The organism is Photobacterium rosenbergii (assembly GCF_033022775.1).
GTDB lineage: Bacteria > Pseudomonadota > Gammaproteobacteria > Enterobacterales > Vibrionaceae > Photobacterium > Photobacterium rosenbergii_A.
Genome location: NZ_JAWJZI010000024.1, coordinates 1 through 23,418, shown reverse-complemented (window position 1 = coordinate 23,418; position 23,418 = coordinate 1). Strand labels below are relative to the sequence as shown.

Below are 23,418 nucleotides of genomic sequence, written 5' to 3'. Positions count from 1 at the left end.
TGCCAAAGAGATCACCCTTGTTCATTCAACGGCATACTTTCGGTTACAAGCGCCATCACAGTAGCGGAAAATCATAAAAATTTCACAAACCATAGCCCTAGCGCATGCAGTTTGAAATTTATGCGCCAACGATCACAAAAACACGCAATAAAACAATTTATCCCACCTAAAAGTACAACAGGAGAACCCTAAAAATAGCTAAAAAACGCCCATAACGGCGAACTTTTTTGATCACCAGTAACCACCTGATATTTCATGCATTAACCATCTCAGCTCACTTGGAAATCATTGAAATAAAGTATTTTTCAGTTTTTTTTACTAACAGATCGGGCTAGAGACCAGTAAAAAGAACAGCATGCATTTAGCACAGATATGCATACAACAAAAAATTCCAAAAGGATTCGACAATGAACAAGAAACTGATTGCTCTAGCAGTAGCAGCAGCATCTATCTCTTCTGTAGCAAACGCAGCAGAAGTTTACTCTGACGAAACATCTAGCCTAGCAGTAGGCGGCCGTCTTGAAGCTCGTGCAGTAATGGCTGAAGATGCATCTGGCGACAACCAAGTTTCAGACAAGTCTCGTGTTCGTATGAACATCGCGGGTAAAACTGATATCACTGATACTATCTACGGTATCGGTTTCTACGAAGGCGAGTACACAAGCTCTGGTACTTCTGCTGACAGCGGCAACGTTAACAACCGTCACATCAATGCAGGTATCGGCGGCGAATTCGGTCAAGTAGTTTACGGTAAGACTGACGGCTCTCTAGGCATGATCACTGATATGACAGATATCATGTCTTACCACGGCAACGAAGCGGGTGGCAAAATTGCTGCTGCAGACCGTACATCTAACAACCTTGCCTACGTAGGTGATTTCGACCTAGGCGGTAACAACCTGGTTGTTAAAGCTAACTACGCGTTCGAAGGTGCTAAAGACGCAAACGTTGAATACGGCGACGGTTACTCTGCGGGTGCTATCTTTACCCTAGACATGGGCCTAGCGTTCGGTGCTGGTTACGGCGAGCAAGACGTTCTTGATGGCAACGGCGCGACTGACGAAACTCAGAAAAACGCATTCGGTGGTATCTCTTACACCATCGGCGACTTCTACGTTGCAGGTCTATACCAGGACTCTCGCAACACAGTTGCTGATAAAGTACGTGGTTACGAATTCGCTGCCGCTTACACATACGGCAAGACTGTATTCGTAGCGACTTACAACTACCTTGAAGACAAGACTGACAACGTAGACGTAGCAGACTCAATCGCTGTTGATGCTACTCACTACTTCAACAAGAACTTCCGCACTTACGCGTCTTACAAGTTCAACAACCTAGACTCTAAGGATGTTGGTAAAGCAGGCGCTTCTGACGAGTTCGTTCTTGGTGCACGTTACGACTTCTAATCCTGTTTGGATATAGAGTTCTAACACCGCCTTTTCTAAACACCGGCCTTCTGGCCGGTGTTTTTTTATCTCTGATCCCTATTCTCCTCCCGCATACCCTTTCGCTTTCTGGCACCGCTATCCCCGCTTCCAGCAAGCTTGCCGATCTCTGACTTTTTATCTGTCTGATATTCGTTATCATGACACTTAGATATTCTCACTATATAGAAGGCTCTCAGGATGCGTCTGCCATTTCGTCTTTTGCTGGTATCAGCAAGCCTAACCGTATTTCCCCACTTGGCATTTTCAAGCCAAGACAGTGCAGAGCCACCGTCAGCCACTACTAAGCCTGCAACTTATCACCCCAGCTTCAAGTCGCTGCCCTACGGCCACGACACCGCCCTCTTAATCGCGGATGCCCAAAGCGGGGCTATCCTCTTTTCACAACGGGAAGAACAGTTCCAACCACCAGCCAGCACCCAGAAAATGGTGACCGCTCTAGCGGCACAGCTTTATCTTGGTAAGGATTACCGCTTTACCACCCAGCTTGAGCAGCAGGGCAACAATGTCATCCTACGCTTCAGCGGCGATCCGGCTTTATCTCGCACACAACTCGCTTCGCTCCTTGGCAAGCTAAAGGCACACTCAGGCTCCACCATTAAAGGGGATTTGCTGCTCAATGGCAGCCAGTTCAGCGGCTACGAGCAAGCGCCGGGCTGGCCGTGGGATATTTTAGGCGTATGTTACAGCGCGCCCTCGAGCAGCCTGAGCCTCGAGCACAACTGCGTGCAGGGGGCGCTGTACAGTAACCGTAATGTCGGTGATACAACCCGGGTCAATATCCCAAGCCACCAGCCACTAAAAGTCACCACTGACGCACGGGTAACGACCAAAGAGCGGCAGAAAACCAGCCATTGCGATCTTGAACTGACAGACAAGGGCAGCAACCACTACCACCTCAGCGGCTGTCTGGTAAAACGTGACAAACCGTTGCCACTCAATTTTGCCGTGCAGGATACCAAAGCCTACATCAGCCAAGTGATAAAAGCCGAACTGAAGCGTCTCGGTATCAAACTGGAAGGAAGTATCACACGTGACGACAGTGCCAAGGGTAAGGTCATTGCGAGCCATCGCTCTGCCCCGCTGCATGAGCTGCTCGACACCATGGTCAAGGACTCCGACAATCTGTATGCGGACAACATCGCCAAGACCATTGGTGCCAAATACTTCAAACAGCCGGGCAGCTTTGCCAATGGCAGCAAGGCCATCAAGGCTATTTTAAAAGACAAGGCCAATATCGATTTGGATCAGGCGGTAATTGTTGATGGCTCGGGTCTTTCTCGCAATAACCGCATGACCGCAAGCCAAATGATGACAGTGATCACTTACCTCTATAACCATGACGACACGCTCAACCTGCTAGCGACCCTGCCAGTCAGTGGCCAGAGCGGTACCCTGCGCTACCGCCAGAGTATTCGCCACAAGCCGCTTCAAGGTAAGATCCATGCCAAGAGCGGGTCGCTCTATGGCACCTACAACCTGGCAGGCCTAATCAAGACCCAATCCGGCCAAACCTTGTTGTTTGTGCAGATGGTAAGTAACTACTTCCCGCCGGAGCGCGATGAGAGCCTGCCTGTCATTTCCCCGCCGATCGAAACCTTCGAGCGAGCGCTTTACCAGGGTTTGTATCAGCAGTACTGATAAACGAAATGAGGTAGACAAAAAAGCGAGTGGCTCATCACCACTCGCTTTTTTCATGTTGATATCTTTAGTTTGCTAGGCAAGACCAAGGAAGGCATTGACCGTCTTGAAATAGATGATCATACCGGTGATATCCACCACCGAGGCCAGTACCGGGCTGACCAGAACGGCCGGATCAAGCTTGGCCGCACGGGCGATCATCGGCAACACGCCACCAACAGTCGTCGACAGGACGACCTGCAGCGAGATAGCCACACCAATGGCCATGGCAATGTCCATCAGCTCCATACCGATTGGCAGCGACGAGCCATCGCTGAACATCATCACCCGGCCCATGATCACAACGGCAAGGACACCGGCAATCATCAGTGCAACTCGGAATTCCTTCCACAGCACCTTGGCCCAGTCCCGGCACCGTATTTCTTCCATGGCCAGCGCACGGACCACCAGCGTAGCGGCCTGCGAACCGGTGTTACCACCTGCCGCCGCAATTACCGGCATGTATACCGCCAGCAAAACCAACTGGCTCAGGGTATCTTCGTAGTGCGAGATGATCAGACCCGAAACAATACCCAGTAATGCCAGGCCAACAATCCAGCCAATACGCTCGCGCACATGGCTAAACACACTGTTTTGCAGGTAGTGGCCGGCAGGCTCTGCTTCCGAGCAGATCAGACCAAGGCCGTTCGCCAAATGGCGCATGCATACTTCTTCGTCCATTTCATCCAGCAGATCCAACAGGGTCTGCACATGGCGCAATGGCATTTCACTCAAAATCGCAATCGCTTCTGAAATAGGCATCTTGACCAACAGTTTAGCCTGCTCATCAATGGCATATTTCAAAAACGCGTTGCGTACAGCCAGAACATCGTTCTGAGCCAGTTCTTCATTTACCAGTGCAGCATCTGCTGCATAGTTCATTACCGTCATGGCGAATCTCCCGATTAGCGGTGCCGAGCAAAAACTCGGCATTTGGTAACGACCACCAGAACACGCCATAACACGGTATGAATGTGCCAGTCCCTATCTGCAAGCGCTTAACATAAAGCTGAACTGCAGACAGCAAAAAGCCTGTCATTCACCACACATTGGCGAGATTCAATATTGAGATAATGGCTTGGGAAAACCGAGGAAAAGTATGTTTGAAAAGGGTCATCGAAAGATGAGAGAGAACAGACTATTCCGAACCTGGGGCAGTTCGGAATCATAGGAGACCGACACCGTTAGCAGGTTTGATTTTCCACCTTCATACTCGGGGGATGGTCGGTATCGTTCATCTAAGTCTCCAAAAAATAAGTATCGCATATGCGACGCGGCTAATTGTACGCGCTTCAGTTGCAGTTTCAAGGAGATTTTCATCCGCAATTGGCACAAATTATTAATGGCATCACAGTTCTTCAACACCATGACATTATGGTGAAAACTGCTTGTTCAAAAGTCCTGCAGCCCTTGGACAGACATAAAAAAACGGCCTGCTTCCACAGGCCGTTTTTGCACTCTCTTCTGCTAGTAAAAGCAGTGATTATGCGTCAGTAATTACGCGTCTTTAATGCGAGCGTGCAGCTCTTGTACTGAGGTCACCTTGTTACGGTCATCAGCAGCCCAAGCCATGCAGGTTGCGAACGCTGCGTTTAGCGTCGTGGTGTAGTTCACCTTCTCCGCCAATGCGCCGCGACGTAGAACTTTCGAGTCTTCGATAGCCTGACGACCTTCAGCCGTGTTCACAATGTACGAGTACTCATTGTTCTTGATACGGTCAAGAATGTGAGGACGACCTTCGTGTACCTTGTTTACTAGGCGAGGGTTGATACCCGCTTCACCTAGTACAACTGCAGTTCCGTGGGTAGCATCCAACTCGTAGCCTTGCTTGACCAGCTTGGAAGCCAGGTCAACCACACGCTGCTTGTCGTTACCGCGAACAGACAACAATGCGCGGCCTTTCGCTTGCTTCTCTTTGCCACAACCAAGTTCAGCTTTGGCAAACGCTTCAGCGAACGTATCACCGACACCCATTACCTCACCGGTAGAGCGCATTTCTGGGCCCAATAGTGGGTCAACACCTGGGAACTTGTTGAATGGCAGTACCACTTCTTTCACGGAGTAGTAAGGTGGGATGATCTCTTTGGTAAAGCCTTGCGACTCAAGAGACTGACCGGCCATCACTCGTGCAGCGATTTTCGCCAGTGGTGCGCCCGTGGCTTTCGATACGAACGGTACCGTACGTGCAGCACGTGGGTTCACCTCGATAAGGTAAACTTCGTTGTCCTTCACCGCGAACTGGGTGTTCATCAGACCGCGTACGCCAAGTTCGAAGGCTAGCTTCTCAACCTGCTGGCGCATCACATCCTGGATTTCCTGGCTTAGGGTGTAAGCAGGTAGTGAACATGCTGAGTCACCGGAGTGAACACCGGCTTGCTCGATATGCTCCATGATACCGCCGATAACCACACGCTCGCCGTCACAGATAGCATCGATATCAACTTCTGTGGCATCGTCGAGGAAACGGTCAAGCAGAACCGGCGACTCGTTAGACACGCTAACCGCTTCGTTGAAGTAACGACGCAGGTCAGCTTCGTCGTAGACGATTTCCATCGCTCGGCCACCCAGTACGTAAGATGGACGAACAACCAGTGGGAAGCCGATTTCTTTTGACTTCTCAACCGCTTGCTCCATTGTCGTTACGGTTGCGTTTTCCGGCTGTAGCAAGCCTAGGCGCTCAACAGCAGCCTGGAAGCGCTCGCGGTCTTCGGCGCGGTCGATAGCATCTGGGCTAGTACCGATGATAGGCACGCCTGCAGCTTCCAGTGCTCGGGCTAGTTTAAGTGGCGTCTGGCCACCGTACTGAACGATAACGCCTTTTGGCTTCTCGACGCGTACGATAGACAGTACATCTTCCAGTGTAACTGGCTCGAAGTATAGGCGGTCTGACGTATCGTAGTCGGTCGATACGGTCTCTGGGTTACAGTTAACCATGATGGTCTCGTAACCGTCTTCGCGTAGAGCCAGAGATGCGTGAACACAGCAGTAGTCGAATTCGATACCCTGACCGATACGGTTCGGGCCACCGCCCAATACCATGATCTTGTCTTTGTCTGTCGGCTGTGCTTCACATTCTTCATCGTATGATGAGTACATGTAAGCGGTGTCAGAAGAGAACTCAGCCGCACAGGTATCCACACGCTTGTATACCGGGTGGATATCGTACTGGTCACGCAGCTTACGGATTTCAGTCTCAGCCACACCTAGTAGCTTGGCTAGACGCGCATCGGCAAAACCTTTTCGCTTCAGCTTACGAAGAACATCAGCGTTCAGGCCAGCAAAACCGCCTTCTTTCACGTCGTTCTCAAGCTTCACTAGCTCTTCGATTTGAACCAGGAACCAGCGGTCGATGTTCGTTAGGTTGAACACGCCGTCTACCGACAGACCGGCACGGAATGCGTCCGCGATGTACCAGATACGCTCGGCACCTGCATCTTTCAGCTCGTGACGGATAGTCGTCAGTGCGTCAGGTGCATCTAGGTCAACCATTTCGTCGAAGCCGTTCGCGCCAACTTCTAGGCCGCGAAGTGCTTTTTGCAAAGATTCCTGCTGGTTACGGCCGATAGCCATGACCTCACCCACCGACTTCATCTGAGTTGTCAGACGGTCGTTTGCACCAGCGAATTTCTCGAAGTTAAAGCGAGGGATCTTGGTAACAACGTAGTCGATAGTTGGTTCGAACGAGGCAGGTGTTGCGCCACCTGTAATGTCGTTCATCAGCTCGTCAAGAGTAAAGCCGATTGCCAGTTTCGCCGCCACTTTCGCGATTGGGAAACCTGTTGCTTTAGATGCCAGCGCCGAAGAGCGAGATACACGTGGGTTCATCTCGATGATAACCATACGGCCATCTTTCGGGTTGATACCAAACTGTACGTTTGAACCACCAGTTTCAACACCGATTTCACGCAGTACTGCTAGCGATGCGTTACGCATCAGCTGGTATTCTTTATCCGTTAGCGTCTGAGCCGGTGCAACCGTGATTGAGTCACCGGTGTGGATACCCATGGCATCGAAGTTTTCGATTGAACATACGATGATGCAGTTGTCGTTCTTATCACGAACCACTTCCATCTCGTACTCTTTCCAACCAATCAGAGATTCGTCGATAAGCAGTTCGTTGGTAGGAGACAAGTCCAGACCACGGCGACAGATTTCTTCGAACTCTTCTTTGTTATAAGCGATACCACCGCCGGTACCACCCATAGTAAATGAAGGACGGATGATACATGGGAAGCCAACCATATCGAGGACTTTGTAAGCCTCTTCCATGGTTTTCGCGGTATCAGCACGCGGACACTCAAGGCCGATTGATTTCATCGCCGCATCGAAGCGAGAGCGGTCTTCCGCTTTGTCGATAGCGTCAGCTGTCGCACCGATCATCTCTACGCCGAACTCTTCCAGTACGCCGTGCTTTTCAAGATCCAGCGCACAGTTCAGTGCTGTCTGGCCGCCCATGGTCGGTAGTACCGCATCCGGACGCTCTTTTTCGATGATCTTGCGCACGACTTCCCAATGGATAGGCTCGATGTAAGTGGCATCGGCCATCTCTGGGTCAGTCATGATAGTAGCTGGGTTCGAGTTCACCAGGATAACTCGGTAGCCTTCTTCACGTAGGGCTTTACACGCCTGGGCACCCGAGTAGTCAAACTCACATGCCTGGCCGATAACAATCGGGCCAGCACCTAGGATTAAAACACTTTGAATATCAGTACGTTTTGGCATTGCTTAATTACTCCGGCTTAGGCGCTGTGCTGCTTAATTAGTTCGATGAAGTGATCAAATAGTGGCGCGGCATCGTGCGGGCCTGGGCTTGCTTCAGGGTGACCCTGGAAGCTGAAGGCTGGCTTGTCAGTACGATGGATACCCTGTAGCGAACCGTCAAACAGTGACTTGTGGGTCGCACGAAGGTTTTCAGGCAGCGTTGCTTCATCAGCGGCAAAGCCGTGGTTCTGTGAGGTGATCATCACCACATCACGGTCAAGATCTTTAACCGGGTGGTTAGCACCATGGTGACCAAATTTCATTTTCACCGTTTGTGCACCTGAGGCCAGCGCAAGGATCTGGTGGCCTAGGCAGATACCGAAAATCGGTAGGCCTTTTTCAAGGAACACTTTTGTTGCTTCAATCGCATAAGTACATGGCTCTGGGTCGCCAGGGCCGTTTGACAGGAACACACCGTCAGGGTTCAGCGCCAGTACTTCTTCAGCTGAAGTCTGGGCAGGAACAACAGTCAGGCGGCAACCACGGTCAACCAGCATGCGCAGGATATTGCGCTTGGCACCGAAATCGTAAGCCACTACGTGGTATGGCAGCTCGCTGTCATCTTTCGCTTCTGGCAGGCCGCCTTCCAGCGTCCATGAACCTTGTTTCCACTGGTAAGCTTCAGAGGTAGTCACCTCTTTAGCCAGATCCATACCTTTCAGACCAGGGAACTCTTTCGCCTTCGCCAATGCTAGCGCTTCATCCAGGTTGTTACCCGCTACGATGCAACCGTTTTGTGCACCTTTCTCGCGCAGTAGGCGAGTTAACTTACGGGTATCGATGTCGGCGATGCCAACGATGTTCTGGGATTTCAGGTAATCAGAAAGGGACTGCTGATTACGGAAGTTAGAAGCGATAAGAGGGAGGTCGCGAATTACCAAGCCTTGCGCATGGATTGAGGAGGATTCTTCGTCTTCGGAATTAGTTCCGGTATTGCCAATATGAGGATAAGTAAGAGTAACAATCTGCTGAGAATAAGAAGGGTCGGTGAGAATTTCCTGATACCCCGTCATCGAGGTATTAAAAACAACTTCACCAACGGCCGAACCATCTGCCCCAATGGACACGCCGCGGAACACTGTCCCATCTTCCAGGACTAACAGCGCTGATTTGCTCAAGACAACCTCCAAAAATATAAAAATGCAGTTAAAACAGATAAAGTTGCAATTACCCATTCCATACAAAGTCAAAACGCGAGTCAAGCCGAATTTTGACAAATTGCGCGCATTCTAGAGACGGTATCGAAATCTGTCAACAGATCACGAAAAATAAATTTATTTTTTAGCCTCCCCACCATCAAAACCAGCAAAGACGGGCAAAAACAAAAGAAAACCCCACCTTTTTACGGTTATTTTTTCTACTGCGATCCAGTTTATCGTTTGCCTAAATTCAACCAAAAACAAAAACAAAAAACTATCCGCCTGCTTCGAAAACACGCCAACTTTACCGTTTATTTTGGACGGGTGGCCCAGGAATAATAACAAAGCCAATAAAACAAACACTAAAAGCGGGAAAACACAGTCAATTTTAGAACTAGCTAACAAAACGAACAGTGACCAGCAACAAAGTGGCTGATTATGCACTCACTAAGCATAACGGTCACAACAATCACCGGTGGAGATTCCCCTTTGGAATATCATTACCCACTTAGCTTCCTGCAATTTTGGGTCATTACTATCTGGTCAGCCTCGTGGATAGGTATAAAAAAACCGGCCAGTTGGCCGGTTGATTAACATCCGTTACAGCTCATCGAGCCCTAGCACATCATGCATGGTATAGAAGCCCGCCGGCTTACTATTGAGCCATGCTGCCGCGCGGACAGCACCATTAGCAAAGGTCATTCGATCCGTTGCTTTATGGGTGATTTCCACCCGCTCGCCGATATCGGCAAACATTGCGGTATGCTCACCCACAATGTCGCCAGCACGGATAGTCGCAAAGCCGATCTCATCACGGCTACGTTCGCCAGTGATCCCTTCACGGGCATACACTGCCACATCGCTCAATTTGTTACCCATCGCCCCGGCAATTGCTTCACCCATACCGATCGCGGTACCAGACGGAGCATCGACTTTATGGCGGTGGTGGGCTTCGATCACTTCGATATCGCAGTAATCACCCATCACCTTGGCGGCTTTCTCCAATAATTTGAACACCAGGTTGACACCGACACTGTAGTTTGGCGCCATCACAACAGGCACTGATCCGGCAGCCTTATCGATCTGGGCACGCTCTTCATCGCTGAACCCCGTGGTGCCGATAACGATTTTCTTGCCATGCTGCTGGCAGAATGCCAGATTCGCCAGTGTTGCAACGGGTGCTGTAAAGTCGATAAGCACGTCAAAGTCATCAGCGGCCTTGACCAAATCCTCGACAATAATCACCGACACCGGACCAATACCTGCCAACTCACCGGCATCGGCACCAATCAATGTCGACTCAGGACGCTCGGTTGCTGCACCCAATACTGCCTGCTCGGACAAATGTGTCGCTTTTAGTAGCTGACGGCCCATACGTCCTGCCGCGCCAGCAATCGCAATTCTTACCATTGCGCTTCATCTCCCTGGTTCTATGTTCTCTATGCTCCCCAATGTAGCCTGTTGAGAAAGATAAAAAAAGCCCCAGCAGGTGCTGGGGCTGATAAATACAGCAAACAAACCTTAAGTAGCTTGTTACTAGATGTTCTTGACTTGCAATTCACGCGGTACTTCGAAGAACATATTCTCTTCGCGGCCGGTCAGCTCATCGACACTGGCATCCGTCAGCGACTGGATGCGCGCAATGATCTGGTTCACCAGCTCTTCCGGTGCCGATGCACCTGCGGTAACACCGATTTTCGTTTTCCCGTCGAACCACACCTGATCAACATCTTCAGGGCAATCGGTCAGGTAGCCCGGCGTACCCAGCTTCTCGGCCAGTTCGCGCAGGCGGTTGGAGTTTGAGGAGTTCTTCGAGCCAACGACAATCATCACATCGACATCGGTCGACATTTCGCGCACGGCATCCTGGCGGTTTTGGGTCGCGTAGCAAATATCATCTTTACGTGGGCCCTGGATCTCAGGGAACACTTCACGCAGTTTGTCGATTACATCCGCCGTCTCATCAACTGACAGCGTCGTCTGGCTGACGTAGTGCAAATTACTTGGGTCTTTGACAGTTAGCGTCTCAACATCTTCTGGTTTCTCGACCAGATACATGCCGCCGGCCTCACTCGCATACTGCCCCATGGTGCCTTCGACTTCAGGATGGCCGGCATGGCCGATCAACACCACTTCCATATTGCGGCGACTGGCACGCGCCACTTCCATATGGACCTTGGTCACCAACGGACAGGTGGCATCGAACACCGTCAGCTGACGGGCTTTGGCTTCGTTGCGAACTGCCTGCGACACCCCATGGGCGGAGAAAATCACAATATTGTCGTCCGGCACTTCGTGCAGCTCTTCGACAAAAATGGCACCGCGCTGCTTCAGCCCCTCAACCACAAAGCGGTTGTGCACCACTTCATGGCGAACATAAATCGGCGGCTGGTACATTTCCAGCGCACGCTCAACAATACTGATGGCTCGGTCTACACCGGCACAGAAACCCCGAGGGTTCGCGAGTAAGATTTTCATTGCTAACTGCTCTTAGTTTTCAATGGCAACGACTTCAACTTCGAAAGTCACACGCTGCCCTGCAAGCGGGTGATTGAAATCAACGGTCACAGAGTCACCGAGAACTTCTGTAATGATGCCCGGGATATCGCTGCCGTCAGGACCGGCAAAAGCGATAATATTGCCGACCTCAGCCGGGGCATCAGTACCAAATTTGGTACGGTCAACATGGTGGATGTTATCAGGGTTTGGCAAGCCAAACGCATCTTCCGGTTCAAGATCGAAGCTGCTCTTCTGTCCTTGTTCCAAGCCCAGCAGACATTTTTCGAAATTGTCTGTCAGGCTGCCATCCCCCATTTTGAATTTTGCCGGTTTGCCCATTGCCTGGGTTGAATCTGCCACCGAGCCATCTTCTAACTTGATGGCAAAGTGCATGAGAACTTCACTGCTTTCCGTAATGACCGACATGTAGGGATCCTTTCTCTATAGTTATACCCCGCCCATTTAACAACAAAGCGCCGCCCGTATCAACGGACGGCGCTTAGGGATATAAGCCAAGATCGAGGTTAGTGCTTAACGACTTGCTTTTTCTTATCTTTATCAGACAAGAAACCGTCGAGGATGATCAAGCCGGCACCGATACATATGCCCATGTCGGCAATATTAAAGGCCGGCCAGTGGTAACTCCCGACATAAAAATCGAGGAAATCGACCACAAAGCCGTGGTACAGGCGGTCAAACAAATTACCCAGTGCTCCACCAATGATCAGGGCATAGGAGACATTGGCCAGTTTCTGCTTGGCCGGAAGCTTGCGCATCCAGAATACCAGCATGGCACAAACCCCGAGGGCTATCGCCGCAAACAGCCAACGCTGCCAACCGCCAGCATCACTCAAAAAGCTAAAGGCCGCCCCGGTATTGTGGACGTAAAGCAAATTAAAGAATGGCAGCAGTTCAATACGGTTTGGCCAACCGTACTCCATGGTGTTCATCACCAGCAGCTTGCTGCCGATATCAACAATGAACACCAGAGCCGCTAGCCATAGCCAGCGAACCCCAGATTGCTTCAGCGATAGTCCGTTTTCAGACGATAACTTACTCATTAGGCAAACTTACGCTCTTCACCTTCACCTTCGACATTGCTGACACAACGGCCACACACTTCTTCGTGGCCTTCGATTGTGCCTACATCGGCAACGTGGTGCCAACAACGGTCACACTTCGCCGCTTCTGATGCTTTCACTGTTACAAACAAACCTTCAACGTCGGTATCCTGCGCGCCTTCTGGCTTGCTGTCTGTAACAACCACTTCTGCCTTAGAGGTTAGCAGAACAAAGCGCAGTTCATCTTCCAGCTTGTTCAGCTTGGCAGCCAGTGCTTCAGATGCGTGTAGCGTTACTTCAGCCTGTAGCGCACCACCGATGACTTTGTCCTTACGTGCACCTTCAAGCAGCTTGTTCACCGCGCCACGTACAGTTTGGATCTCAGCCCAGAACTCGTTGTTCAGCTCTTCGCCTTCCGCTAGACCAAACAGACCTTCGAACCACTCACCGGTGAACACGAACTTGTCGCGCTGGCCTGGCATCTCGTTCCAGATCTCATCAGCAGTGAACGACATGATAGGTGCCATCCAGCGAACCAGTGCCTCTACGATGTAGTATAGTGCGGTCTGGCAGCTACGCTGGGCGTGACCACCACGCTTCGCGGTGTACTGACGGTCTTTGATCACATCCAGATAGAATGACCCCATTTCAACCGAGCAGAACTGCATCAAACGCTGAGTCACCGCGTGTAGGTTGTACTCATCGTACGCTTTGATGATTTCTTCCTGCGCAGCCATTGCACGGCCAACAGCCCAGCGATCCAGTGCCACCATCTCTTCTGGTGCAACTAGGTCAGTTTCAGGGTTGAAACCGCTTAGGTTAGCCAGGAAGAAGCGCGAGGTATTACGGATACGACGGTAAGCATCAGCAGAACGCTTAAGGATCTCATCAGATACTGCCACTTCACCGGTGTAGTCAGTCGACGCAACCCATAGACGCAGGATATCAGCACCCAGTTTGTTGGTCACATCTTTCGGTGCCACAACGTTACCGATAGACTTCGACATCTTACGGCCCTGGCCGTCAACCACGAAGCCGTGAGTCAGCACTTGCTTGTAAGGTGCTTCGGCTTTCATCGCCACAGAAGAAATCAATGAAGACTGGAACCAACCACGGTGCTGATCAGAACCTTCTAGGTATAGATCCGCACTGTTGCCGTTGTACTCTTCGCGGCTATCCACCACAGAAAAGTGAGTCACACCCGAGTCGAACCATACGTCCAGGGTATCCAGCACTTTTTCGTATTTGGCAGCATCTTCTTCACCCATGATTTCTGCCGGGTCAAGATCCCACCATGCCTGGATGCCTTTTTGCTCAACAAGCTGCGCCACCTTCTCGATCAGCTCTGCGCTGTTCGGGTGAAGTTCCTGCGTCTCTTTGTGAACAAACAAGGCAATTGGCACACCCCAGGTACGCTGACGAGAGATACACCACTCAGGGCGGCCTTCAACCATACCTTCGATACGGCTCTGGCCCCACTCCGGCATCCACTCAACCGCTTTGATTTCTTCCAGCGCTTTGGCACGAAGACCCGCCTGATCCATCGAGATGAACCACTGAGGGGTGGCACGGAAGATGATTGGCGTCTTGTGGCGCCAGCAGTGTGGGTAGCTGTGCTCGTATGCATGGTGGTGAAGTAGCGCACCGTGCTCTTTCAACGTTTCAACAACCGCATCGTTGGCCTTGAATACGTGCTGGCCGGCAAATAGCTCGGTATCCGGCAGGTAAACACCATTGCTGCCTACTGGGTTAGCCACTTCTAGGCCGTACTTCTGGCCGACCGCGAAGTCTTCCTGACCGTGGCCCGGTGCTGTGTGTACACAACCCGTACCTGATTCAGTCGTTACGTGATCGCCCAGGATCACTGGTACGTCGAAGCTGTAGAATGGGTGGTTGAAACGCACCAATTCCAGATCGGCACCTTTACAGAAACCAAGATTGTGGAAGTGCTCGATACCAGCACGGTCCAGCACATCTTTCGCTAGCTCAGACGCAACGATCAGACGTTCTTTCTTCTCGCCCTCAATCTGGATAAGCACGTATTCCAAGTCATCACGTACTGCAACCGCGCGGTTGGCAGGCAGTGTCCAAGGCGTTGTCGTCCAGATCACGATAGAGATATCGCCTTCGCCGGTGTGGCCGTCAGCACACTGGAACTTCGCAACGGTTGCTGCTTCGTCAGCCGCTTTAAAGCGAACATCGATAGAAGGAGACACTTTGTCTTTGTATTCCACTTCCGCTTCTGCCAGTGCAGAACCACAGTCTGTACACCAGTGAACAGGCTTGAAGCCTTTTAGCAGGTGGCCCTGATCGGCAATCTTGCCCAGCGAGCGAATGATGTTGGCTTCAGTGTCAAAATCCATGGTGCGGTAAGGCTTGTCCCACTGACCCAGAACACCCAAGCGAATAAAGCTTTCTTTCTGGCCTTCAACCTGACCGGCGGCATAAGTGCGGCACTTCTCGCGGAATTCCGCAGCAGTAACCTTGTGGCCCGGCTTGCCGACTTTCTTTTCTACCATTAGCTCGATAGGAAGACCGTGACAGTCCCAGCCAGGAATGTATGGCGCATCAAAGCCTGACAGAGTCTTTGACTTAATAATAATGTCTTTAAGAATCTTGTTTAGCGCGTGACCAATGTGAATATCACCGTTGGCATATGGAGGGCCATCGTGTAGTACGAAGGATTTCTTACCCTTCTTGGCTTTACGAATTTCACCGTAAAGATCTTCATCGTACCAACGCTTAAGCATTGCAGGCTCACGCTGAGCTAGGTTGCCTCGCATCGGAAACCCTGTTTCAGGCAGGTTCAGGGTATCTTTATAGTCGCTCATTGATTCTCGATTCCGTTACTTGGGCGAAGTTGGACATTATTACGCTCAGCCAGCCACACCCGTGCTGACTGCGCATCACGCTCGATTTGTGCTTTTAACGCATCAAATGATTCAAATTTTATCTCGTCGCGCAGCTTATGGCAGAGCACGACGTCAATCTGGGCCCCGTAGAGATCAGACTGGAAATCAAATAAGTGTACTTCCAATTGGCGGCGCACACCGTTTACCGTCGGCCGACGACCAACATTGGCCACCCCGGCAAGCGGAGTATCAGCCACGCCGTGGACTTCGACGGCATAAACGCCAGAAACCGGAGAGACCCGGCGTTTAAGTGGGACGTTAGCTGTCGGAAAACCGATAGTCCGTCCTAATTTTCGACCATGGGAGACGCGCCCGCTAATACTAAACGGACGCCCTAGCATGGACGCTGCCAGCGCAAGCTGATCGTCGGCCAATGCCTGACGGATAGCCGTGCTGCTGACACGCTGCTCGGAGACACAGAAGCTCTGGGTACTCACCACAGTAAAGCCATATTCTTTACCGGCAGCTTCTAGCATCGCGAAATCACCGCTCCGACCTTTACCGAAGCGAAAATCGTCGCCAACTACCAGAAACTTAACACCCAATTGCTCAACCAACAAGCGGCGGACAAAATCTTGTGCCGACAAGCTAGCAAAGTGACGATTGAAATTGACGCACAGGAAGCGTTCCAAACCTTGCTCTTTCAAGCGTAAGTATTTGTCCCGGAAGCGAGTTAATCGCGCAGGTGCCTTATCGCCGGCAAACAGCTCCTGAGGCTGGGGTTCAAAGCTCATCACTGTCGCCGGACAGCCAAGCGCCTTCGCCTTGGCCATGACATTGCTAAGCACTGCCTGGTGACCTAGGTGAACACCATCAAAATTACCAATCGTCAGCACACAACCATGGTGCTCGGGCTGGATATTATGTATTCCTCGGATCAATTCCATGCGTCAAGTTCATTTTCGCAGAGTGAAAAACTGACGGATTATATACTACTCTGAACCCATCATACCAATCTGAATCATATTCAGGCGATTTTGCGGATAATTTATCACCACCCGCAATACGGTTTAACTCGCGGCCTTCAAGTGACGAGGCCGAACGCCCATCAGCATCACAGCCACCAAGTATACCCCAGCGCCAGCACCGATCAGGCCAGCCAGCCATAGCACACGGTCAAGCAAGGTCCACTCCAGCCACACCGCCATCTCCGGCAGAAGCCACAACAGAGTGCCGACCATAGCACCACCCGCGATAACAAGGCGCATCACAAACCACAAGGTTTCCCCCGTCACCTTGTACACACCGGTCATGTGCAGGCCACGGTAAAGCAGGGCGGCGTTAACCAGTGCCGACAGCGCCGTTGCCATTGCCAGACCAACATAGCCATAGAAATAAGCGAAGATGGCGTTGAAGAACATATTGGTTACCATCGCGACGATACCGAACTTCACCGGGGTCTTGGTATCCTGCCTTGCGTAATAACCCGGCGCCAGTACTTTGATCAACATGAAGTTAAGCAGGCCGGAGGCATAAGCCAGCAGTGACATGGACGCCATCTGTACATCGTTGGGGCTGAACTCGCCACGCATAAACAGCACCATCAGCATCGGCTTGGCCAGCACCATCAACCCCAGCATCGCAGGGATCCCCAGCAGCAGTACCATGCGCACGCCCCAGTCCATGGTATGGGCAAACTGCTCAGGGCTCTGATCCACATGCTTGCGCGACAGCGCAGGCAGGATCACCGTGGCAATGGCGATACCGAACAAGCCCAGCGGGAACTCCAACAAGCGGTCTGAATAATACAGCCAGCTGATAGAGCCGGTGGCCAGGAAGCTGGCAATGAAGGTATCAAACAACAGGTTGATTTGACTGACCGAAACGCCAAATAGCGCCGGGATCATCAAGGTACGGATCTTCACCACACCCGGGTCGTTCCATCCCCACTTGGGTTTGACCAGCATTCCTTCTTTATACAGAAACGGCAGCTGGAACAAAAACTGGATCAGACCGCCAAGGAAGACCCCGAGTGCCAGTCCTATTTCCGGTTGGCTCAAGTTCGGCGAGACAAACCATGCACAGCCAATAATCGCCACATTGAGGAATACCGGCGTAAACGAAGACACCGCAAACTTACCCAAGGTGTTGAGGATCGCCCCCGACAAGGCGACAAAAGTAATAAACCACAGGTAAGGAAACGTGATTTTCAGCAGCAGGCTAGCCAGCTCGAATTTTGGCGCCGACGGGCCGTCATTCAGCCAGTCGATAAACCAGCCGGCGCCGAACATGGCGGTCACCACTCCCGAACCGAGGATACCCAGCAGGGTAACAATCGACACAATCACACCCAGGGTACCCGATGCCCTCGCAATCAACTGGCGGGTACGGTCCATCTCGCCGGACGCATGATATTCCGTCAGTACCGGGACAAAAGCCTGTGAGAATGCGCCTTCGGCAAACAACCGCCGCAGGAAATTAGGGATTTTGTTGGCGAAAAAGAAAACATCGGCCGCGGCCCCGGCCCCCATCAGGTTGGCGACCACCACATCGCGCACCAAACCAAGCACTCGAGAGACCAATGTCATGGTGCTGACAACCAGTCCTGAGCGCAAAAGACGCTTGCTCACAAAAAAAACCTCATAAAGATGGCCCCAAAAGGTGACTTCCGTAGCCAAATGCTGGTAAAATCTGCCGCCATATTAACCGTGTTAATCCGCAAGTGCCAATTCAATTGGTTAGGCGGTTATTTGCACAAATCATTTGACAATCTCTGGCTAAACAGGCATAGTCCTCGGCCTTAAAATGTCACCGTACCAAGTTTTGGAGTTATACCCTTGGCTAACATCAAATCTGCTAAGAAACGTGCGATCACTTCAGAAAAACGTCGCCAGCACAACGCTAGCCGTCGTTCTATGATGCGTACTTTCTTCAAGAAAGTTATTGCTGCTATCGAAGCGGGCAACAAAGAAGCTGCTACTCAAGCTTTCGCTGAAATGCAACCTGTTATGGATCGCATGGCTACTAAAGGCCTGATCCACAAAAACAAAGCTGCACGTCACAAAGCTCGTCTAGCTGCTAAAATCAAAGCTCTTTAATCTGAGTTTCTGATTTCGATAAAAAAACCGGCTTTCGCCGGTTTTTTTATATCTGCTTTTCAACAATCTCTGTGCTGCTAGGCCCCACAATACATCTTGTGTAACAACTGGATCATCGCTTTGACCTCATCGCTCTTGAGGCGATAATAGACCGTCTGAGCCTCTTTCCTTGTTTCTACCAGGCCATCACGCCGCAACCATGCCAGATGCTGCGATAATGCCGACTGGCTAAGCCCCAGCCGCTCACTCATCATCCCAACCGACATTTCTTCCTCCAGTAAGTAACAAAGGATGAATAGACGCCGTTCGTTGGCCATTGCTTTTAGCAGAGCTACGGCTTTAGGGGCATTCTGCTCCATTTGCTGTAGTTCCATACTGCTACCACCTGTCAATTAAGTTAACGCTAATGTACTTAATTTAAACATGGTTTTCTAGCACACAGTATGGATATTTGAATCAAACGAACAAAAATCAGCAACTCTATTTAAACAGTTTTCTAAAGTCTGCCTCACATATGCGTTTTACCGCCGGGTGCATGATCATTCGCTCAGCGAAAATGACATAGTACTCTTCCTTGATCTCTTTCACCCGCTTCACCTCTCGGATGTTATGGGTCGTGTCTTCCAGCTCGGCAGCATAGATAGAAGGCGCGACAAACATCGACGGCTGATACAAGCCAAAGGCTTTCATCAGGGCGGCATCATCAAACTCACCGAGGATATTCGGTGTAATACCCATCTGATCGAACCAATGGATAAGCTTACGCCCCATCGCTGTACGCCGGCCCGGTATCAGCAGCTTGTAATCTTCAATGCAGGCAGGGAAGTTCAGTGGCTTGCCCGGTTCGTTGCAGAAAAAGCTCATGGTCGACTCGCCCAGCTTCTTGCTGTAGAGGCCAGGGCTTTGAGTGGAGTCCACCGGACAATCAGACAGGATCATATCCAGCTTATGCTGCGATAGCTGCTCGAGCAGCATTTCGTGGGTCGACTCGTAACAGCGCAGGTGAATGCGCTCGTCTTCCGGCAGGCCCTCCATCAGCACTTTGCTGACCAGGCGTTTTGACAACGCATCTGCCACGCCAACTTCCAGCAACAGGTTCTCGCGCTGGGTGTAATTGACAATATCCAGCATCTCGTAGCTGAGGTCGAACATCTTATCGGCATACTTGAAAACCAGCTGGCCCAACTCTGTGGGCTCAATATTGCGACCAACACGTTTAGTCAGCTTACCCTTTAAACGCTCTTCCAGCGCCCGGATCTGCCCGGTGACCGTCTGCGGAGCCAAAAACAGCGCATCGGCAGCCTTGGTAACAGAGCCTTGTTTGCAGACCATCCAGAAGTAATAAAGGTGGTTGTAGTTTAGGTGAGACATGTTAAGCAACCATTTTCCATAAGCAGTGTCATTCCAATCGGGGCGGGCAAGGGCCAACATAGATGTTGAACTACCGAGTACAAGAAGAGTATACAGTAACAGGGTTACAAAATGCTGATGACGTAATCGGTCTTCTGAACCAGCAACTTAGACTGCGGTGCAGCTGATTGGAAATCACACGGGCCTAAAAATAAAAATCCCAGAAGCCAGCTTACGCTGAGCTTCTGGGCGCTTCAACCGTAATCATTCATTCACCAATGAAATATTACACTTATTCAGTTTTCATACATCGATTAAATGTTTATCACTCTGATGTTGAAGCTGTTTTTTGATCCATCGCAGACATTTTCCGGTAGCGCTCGCCGACACGCTGCTCAAGCGCTCGAGAACGGAACGGGCTGTCATTTTCCACCATCGCGGTGGTCTCTGCCGCCGATTTTGCGTGGTTCAAACCTGCCAGGTAAGCCTGACAGACATCTGAGCTGCTGTCTTGATTACAGTTTTGGTAATCTGGCACTGCCATTGCCGTCGCAGACACCATCAACCCAACAATCATCATTGCGCGTTTCATATTACACCTCCACTTTCCTTGGCAATGCTCCTTGGCAACGAGCGGCTAAGCATCATATAGCCAATAACCGCTGAAATCGTCGATCCCAGCAGGATGCCCAATCGAGAGTAAGTACTGAATTCCTCCGGTGCGCCGACAAAAGCCAGCGACGAGATGAAGATAGACATGGTAAAACCAATGCCACACAGTACTGAGACCGCAAAAATCTGTCTAAACCCTATGCCTTCCGGCATGCTTGCCAAGCCGGTTTTAATCGCCAGATAACTCGCGGTGAAAATGCCAAGAGGCTTACCGATCATCAGACCGAGGGCAATACCCAATGGCAACATAGACGTCAGGCCACCTAATGACACCCCCTCTAGCGAGATCCCGGCATTGGCAAAGGCAAACACTGGCAAGATAAAGAAAGCCACATACGGATGTAGGGCATGTTCCATTTTCTTGAGCGGTGAATGCTCGTCTGACAATCCGTTTTCGCCGGAAAGCGGAATCGCAAAGCCCAGTACCACGCCCGCCAAGGTTGCATGGACGCCCGACTTCAATACACTGACCCAAAGGATCAGACCAACAACCACGTACCAGGAAATTTTGGTGACGTTTTTAGCGTTCATGACAAACAAGGCTGTAGTTGCCGCAAATGCCACCGCTAACGCAAGTGTCGATAGATCGCTGCTGTAGAACAGGGCAATGATCACGATCACGCCCAGGTCATCGATTATCGCCAGAGCCAACAGAAAAACTTTCAAGGTAACAGGTACACGGCTGCCTAGTAGCGCCATAATACCCAATGCAAAAGCAATATCAGTCGCTGCGGGGATCGCCCACCCCTTCACTGCCATTGGATCAGCAAAATTAAACAGGACATAAACCAGCGCAGGAGCAATCATGCCCCCCACGGCAGCAATAGCAGGGAAGATCGCTTTTTCTTTCGTGTTGAGCGCCCCTTCTATCAGCTCTCGCTTGACTTCCAAACCAATCAGCAAGAAAAACACAGCCATCAGGCCGTCGTTGATCCAGTGTGAAATAGACAAGCCTGCAACATAAGTGTGCAGTGTGCCGTTATACAGATCCTGCAGTGGGGAGTTCGCTATCATCATGGCCAACGCCGCCGCGATGATCAGGATAATCCCACCAGCAGACTCTAGTTTTAAGAATTTACGAATCGCATCGGTCATCGACCGGAACTCCTTTTCGTGAAACAAATGTCACAATAAAAATGTAAATTTAGTTTAGACGTCACAGCACTAAACTGTTAAATCGTTTGTTCAGAATATAAACATCGGTAAAACCGAATAATACACCCTCAACACAAGCAATAACCGTACTGTCTAATTGACACTGTCATATTCGCCATTTATAGCTATTCAAAAAGCCATCAATCACTAATTAATTCTAAAAATGACACAAATACAATAGAAAAAATTTTCACAACAGCATCAATCTTTGTCATTAAAAAATAGTATTTAAATTCATAAATATATAATCAAAGTAAATTTTTCATTACGCTGAAAAGCACTGCATCACCTCGCAAAAAGAGCACAAACTTACTCTGTGACAATAACTGTCATATTTCTGAAATATTCGATCTCTACCATCGCTCCCAGATTTCAAAAACATGAAACCAAAACGACATATTCCTGTCATGGAGAAATGATTATGACTACCCAAGCCTCTACTGCTGAACAGCCAATGAACAGCTCTATGCGCTGGGTCCGCTGGGCTAACCTAGCGTTCATGCTTTACGTTCTACTTGTTGCTGTGTCGGTTGTGAGCAGCGGCTTTAAACTGTCTGTTGGTGAACAAGCTAAAACGCTCTTCGAGTTTGCCTCGCATCCGATTGCTGGCCTGATGATCGGTCTGGTAGCGACATCGCTAATCCAGTCATCAAGTACAGTGACCTCTATCATTGTAGGTCTGGTTGCTGGCGGCCTGCCAGTTGAAACCGCGATCCCAATGGTTATGGGTGCCAACATGGGTACAACCCTAACCAATACCCTGGTTAGCCTTGGCCACGCTCGTTGCAACGAAGAGTTCCGTCGTGCATTTGCCAGCGCAACCATCCATGACTTCTTCAACCTATTGGCTGTAGCTATCTTCCTGCCGTTGGAAATGATGTTCGGTCTGCTGGAAAAGATCTCGACGTGGTTGGTATCACCAATGATGGGGACTGCCAACATGGATATGGGTGGAATTAACTTCATGAAAGCGGTGACAGGCCCAGGTGTTAACCTAATCAAAGGCCCACTGTCTAGCTTTGGCACTATGGGTGGCCTATTCATGATTGCCATCGGCATCGGCTTGATTTTCATCTCTATCACAGCGATGGGTAAACTGATGCGTAGCCTAATGGTTGGCCGTGCACGTGAAATCCTAAAGAGCGCTATCGGCCGCGGTCCAATCCACGGTATCGCATCAGGTACAGTGGTAACGGTTCTGGTTCAGTCTTCTTCGACCACAACCAGCCTGATGGTTCCGCTAGTAGGTACAGGTGTACTGAAAGTGCGCGATGTATACCCGTTCACTCTTGGCGCTAACATCGGTACATGTATCACGGCTCTACTTGCAGCAACGGCTGTTGGTGGTGAGTTCGCAGTCTACGCCCTGCAGATTGCCCTAGTTCACCTAGCATTCAACCTAATGGCAACGGTACTTATCTACGGTGTACCGTTCCTACGTGAACTACCGCTAAAAGGTGCTTTCTACCTAGGTGAAATCGGTACCAAGAGCAAAGCCGCAGTGGCTGGTTACATTGGCCTGGTATTCATCGCTATCCCGGGTGCTATCCTTGCCCTGACCGCGTAACCGCACGCTGAAAATCACTTCTAAAAAAACCCGCTTCGGCGGGTTTTTTGTTGGTTGAAAAAGCGGTGCTGTGGTGCTGTGGTGCTGTGGTGCTGTGGTGCTGTGGTGCTGTGGTGCTGTGGTGCTGTGGTGCTGT

The 23,418-nt window shown here is 50.6% G+C and carries 18 protein-coding genes; 4 read left to right on the top strand and 14 right to left on the bottom strand.

Annotated elements, in window-relative coordinates:
• Positions 1–407 precede the first annotated feature (407 nt).
• A complete protein-coding gene (locus R2X38_RS24660; protein WP_317524993.1) occupies positions 408–1,409 on the top strand; it encodes a porin in 1,002 nt (333 codons plus the stop codon).
• A 219-nt stretch (positions 1,410–1,628) separates the two neighbouring features.
• On the top strand, positions 1,629–3,089 hold the full coding sequence (gene dacB / locus R2X38_RS24655) for a serine-type D-Ala-D-Ala carboxypeptidase (protein ID WP_317524992.1): 1,461 nt from the start codon (positions 1,629–1,631) through the stop codon (positions 3,087–3,089).
• A 75-nt stretch (positions 3,090–3,164) separates the two neighbouring features.
• Here dacB and R2X38_RS24650 read toward each other — a convergent pair whose 3' ends face one another.
• The 10 genes from R2X38_RS24650 to murJ all read right to left on the bottom strand — a co-directional run bounded on the left by R2X38_RS24650 (position 3,165) and on the right by murJ (position 18,070).
• A complete protein-coding gene (locus tag R2X38_RS24650) occupies positions 3,165–4,019 on the bottom strand; it encodes a magnesium transporter (RefSeq protein ID WP_317524991.1) in 855 nt (284 codons plus the stop codon).
• Positions 4,020–4,625: 606 nt separating this feature from the next.
• Positions 4,626–7,850 (bottom strand): carbamoyl-phosphate synthase large subunit, encoded by a 3,225-nt coding sequence (gene carB, locus R2X38_RS24645; protein WP_317524990.1) that lies wholly within the window; start codon positions 7,848–7,850, stop codon positions 4,626–4,628.
• A gap of 17 nt (positions 7,851–7,867) precedes the next feature.
• Complete coding sequence (gene carA, locus R2X38_RS24640) at positions 7,868–9,007, bottom strand: glutamine-hydrolyzing carbamoyl-phosphate synthase small subunit (RefSeq protein WP_317524989.1); 1,140 nt, start codon at positions 9,005–9,007, stop codon at positions 7,868–7,870.
• 621 nt (positions 9,008–9,628) lie between these two features.
• Positions 9,629–10,438 carry a 4-hydroxy-tetrahydrodipicolinate reductase gene (dapB, locus tag R2X38_RS24635; protein ID WP_317524988.1) on the bottom strand — a complete coding sequence of 270 codons (810 nt, stop codon included), beginning with the start codon at positions 10,436–10,438 and terminating at the stop codon, positions 9,629–9,631.
• A 126-nt stretch (positions 10,439–10,564) separates the two neighbouring features.
• Positions 10,565–11,506, bottom strand: coding sequence for a 4-hydroxy-3-methylbut-2-enyl diphosphate reductase (gene ispH / locus R2X38_RS24630; protein WP_317524987.1), 942 nt, complete (start codon positions 11,504–11,506; stop codon positions 10,565–10,567).
• A gap of 12 nt (positions 11,507–11,518) precedes the next feature.
• Positions 11,519–11,953 (bottom strand): FKBP-type peptidyl-prolyl cis-trans isomerase, encoded by a 435-nt coding sequence (gene fkpB / locus R2X38_RS24625; protein ID WP_317524986.1) that lies wholly within the window; start codon positions 11,951–11,953, stop codon positions 11,519–11,521.
• 98 nt (positions 11,954–12,051) lie between these two features.
• The gene (gene lspA, locus R2X38_RS24620; protein WP_317524985.1) at positions 12,052–12,588 is read right to left on the bottom strand and encodes a signal peptidase II; all 537 of its coding nucleotides are present in this window, start codon (positions 12,586–12,588) and stop codon (positions 12,052–12,054) included.
• Positions 12,588–15,419, bottom strand: coding sequence for an isoleucine--tRNA ligase (ileS, locus tag R2X38_RS24615; protein WP_317524984.1), 2,832 nt, complete (start codon positions 15,417–15,419; stop codon positions 12,588–12,590). Before ileS ends, lspA begins: the two co-directional genes overlap by 1 nt.
• Complete coding sequence (gene ribF, locus R2X38_RS24610) at positions 15,416–16,387, bottom strand: bifunctional riboflavin kinase/FAD synthetase (RefSeq protein WP_317524983.1); 972 nt, start codon at positions 16,385–16,387, stop codon at positions 15,416–15,418. The genes ileS and ribF overlap by 4 nt, the downstream gene beginning before the upstream one ends.
• A 123-nt stretch (positions 16,388–16,510) precedes the next feature.
• Entirely contained in the window at positions 16,511–18,070 is a 1,560-nt protein-coding gene (gene murJ / locus R2X38_RS24605; protein WP_317524982.1) for a murein biosynthesis integral membrane protein MurJ, read from the bottom strand.
• A gap of 207 nt (positions 18,071–18,277) precedes the next feature.
• Between murJ and rpsT the strand changes: the two genes are divergently transcribed.
• Positions 18,278–18,538 carry a 30S ribosomal protein S20 gene (gene rpsT / locus R2X38_RS24600; protein WP_036799376.1) on the top strand — a complete coding sequence of 87 codons (261 nt, stop codon included), beginning with the start codon at positions 18,278–18,280 and terminating at the stop codon, positions 18,536–18,538.
• Between the two features lie 77 nt (positions 18,539–18,615).
• On the opposite strand, the gene R2X38_RS24595 is transcribed toward rpsT, so the two are convergent.
• The 4 genes from R2X38_RS24595 to nhaA all read right to left on the bottom strand — a co-directional run bounded on the left by R2X38_RS24595 (position 18,616) and on the right by nhaA (position 21,655).
• Positions 18,616–18,912 (bottom strand): metalloregulator ArsR/SmtB family transcription factor, encoded by a 297-nt coding sequence (locus R2X38_RS24595; RefSeq protein ID WP_317524981.1) that lies wholly within the window; start codon positions 18,910–18,912, stop codon positions 18,616–18,618.
• Positions 18,913–19,018: 106 nt separating this feature from the next.
• Positions 19,019–19,909 (bottom strand): transcriptional activator NhaR, encoded by an 891-nt coding sequence (nhaR, locus tag R2X38_RS24590; RefSeq protein ID WP_317524980.1) that lies wholly within the window; start codon positions 19,907–19,909, stop codon positions 19,019–19,021.
• Between the two features lie 304 nt (positions 19,910–20,213).
• Complete coding sequence (locus R2X38_RS24585; protein WP_317524979.1) at positions 20,214–20,480, bottom strand: hypothetical protein; 267 nt, start codon at positions 20,478–20,480, stop codon at positions 20,214–20,216.
• Positions 20,477–21,655 (bottom strand): Na+/H+ antiporter NhaA, encoded by a 1,179-nt coding sequence (nhaA, locus tag R2X38_RS24580; protein ID WP_317524978.1) that lies wholly within the window; start codon positions 21,653–21,655, stop codon positions 20,477–20,479. The genes R2X38_RS24585 and nhaA overlap by 4 nt, the downstream gene beginning before the upstream one ends.
• Positions 21,656–22,136: 481 nt before the next feature.
• Here nhaA and R2X38_RS24575 point away from each other — a divergent pair, with 481 nt between their 5' ends.
• A complete protein-coding gene (locus R2X38_RS24575) occupies positions 22,137–23,282 on the top strand; it encodes a Na/Pi symporter (protein WP_317524977.1) in 1,146 nt (381 codons plus the stop codon).
• Positions 23,283–23,418 lie beyond the last annotated feature (136 nt).

What these genes read in the sequence shown, in the direction of transcription:
- R2X38_RS24660 (WP_317524993.1), top strand. Translation starts at nt 408, where the DNA reads ATGAACAAGAAACTGATTGCTCTAGCAGTAGCAGCAGCATCTATCTCT.
- dacB (WP_317524992.1), top strand. Translation starts at nt 1,629, where the DNA reads ATGCGTCTGCCATTTCGTCTTTTGCTGGTATCAGCAAGCCTAACCGTA.
- R2X38_RS24650 (WP_317524991.1), bottom strand. Translation starts at nt 4,019, where the DNA reads ATGACGGTAATGAACTATGCAGCAGATGCTGCACTGGTAAATGAAGAA.
- carB (WP_317524990.1), bottom strand. Translation starts at nt 7,850, where the DNA reads ATGCCAAAACGTACTGATATTCAAAGTGTTTTAATCCTAGGTGCTGGC.
- dapB (WP_317524988.1), bottom strand. Translation starts at nt 10,438, where the DNA reads ATGGTAAGAATTGCGATTGCTGGCGCGGCAGGACGTATGGGCCGTCAG.
- ispH (WP_317524987.1), bottom strand. Translation starts at nt 11,506, where the DNA reads ATGAAAATCTTACTCGCGAACCCTCGGGGTTTCTGTGCCGGTGTAGAC.
- fkpB (WP_317524986.1), bottom strand. Translation starts at nt 11,953, where the DNA reads ATGTCGGTCATTACGGAAAGCAGTGAAGTTCTCATGCACTTTGCCATC.
- lspA (WP_317524985.1), bottom strand. Translation starts at nt 12,588, where the DNA reads ATGAGTAAGTTATCGTCTGAAAACGGACTATCGCTGAAGCAATCTGGG.
- ileS (WP_317524984.1), bottom strand. Translation starts at nt 15,419, where the DNA reads ATGAGCGACTATAAAGATACCCTGAACCTGCCTGAAACAGGGTTTCCG.
- ribF (WP_317524983.1), bottom strand. Translation starts at nt 16,387, where the DNA reads ATGGAATTGATCCGAGGAATACATAATATCCAGCCCGAGCACCATGGT.
- R2X38_RS24595 (WP_317524981.1), bottom strand. Translation starts at nt 18,912, where the DNA reads ATGGAACTACAGCAAATGGAGCAGAATGCCCCTAAAGCCGTAGCTCTG.
- nhaR (WP_317524980.1), bottom strand. Translation starts at nt 19,909, where the DNA reads ATGTCTCACCTAAACTACAACCACCTTTATTACTTCTGGATGGTCTGC.
- R2X38_RS24585 (WP_317524979.1), bottom strand. Translation starts at nt 20,480, where the DNA reads ATGAAACGCGCAATGATGATTGTTGGGTTGATGGTGTCTGCGACGGCA.
- nhaA (WP_317524978.1), bottom strand. Translation starts at nt 21,655, where the DNA reads ATGACCGATGCGATTCGTAAATTCTTAAAACTAGAGTCTGCTGGTGGG.
- R2X38_RS24575 (WP_317524977.1), top strand. Translation starts at nt 22,137, where the DNA reads ATGACTACCCAAGCCTCTACTGCTGAACAGCCAATGAACAGCTCTATG.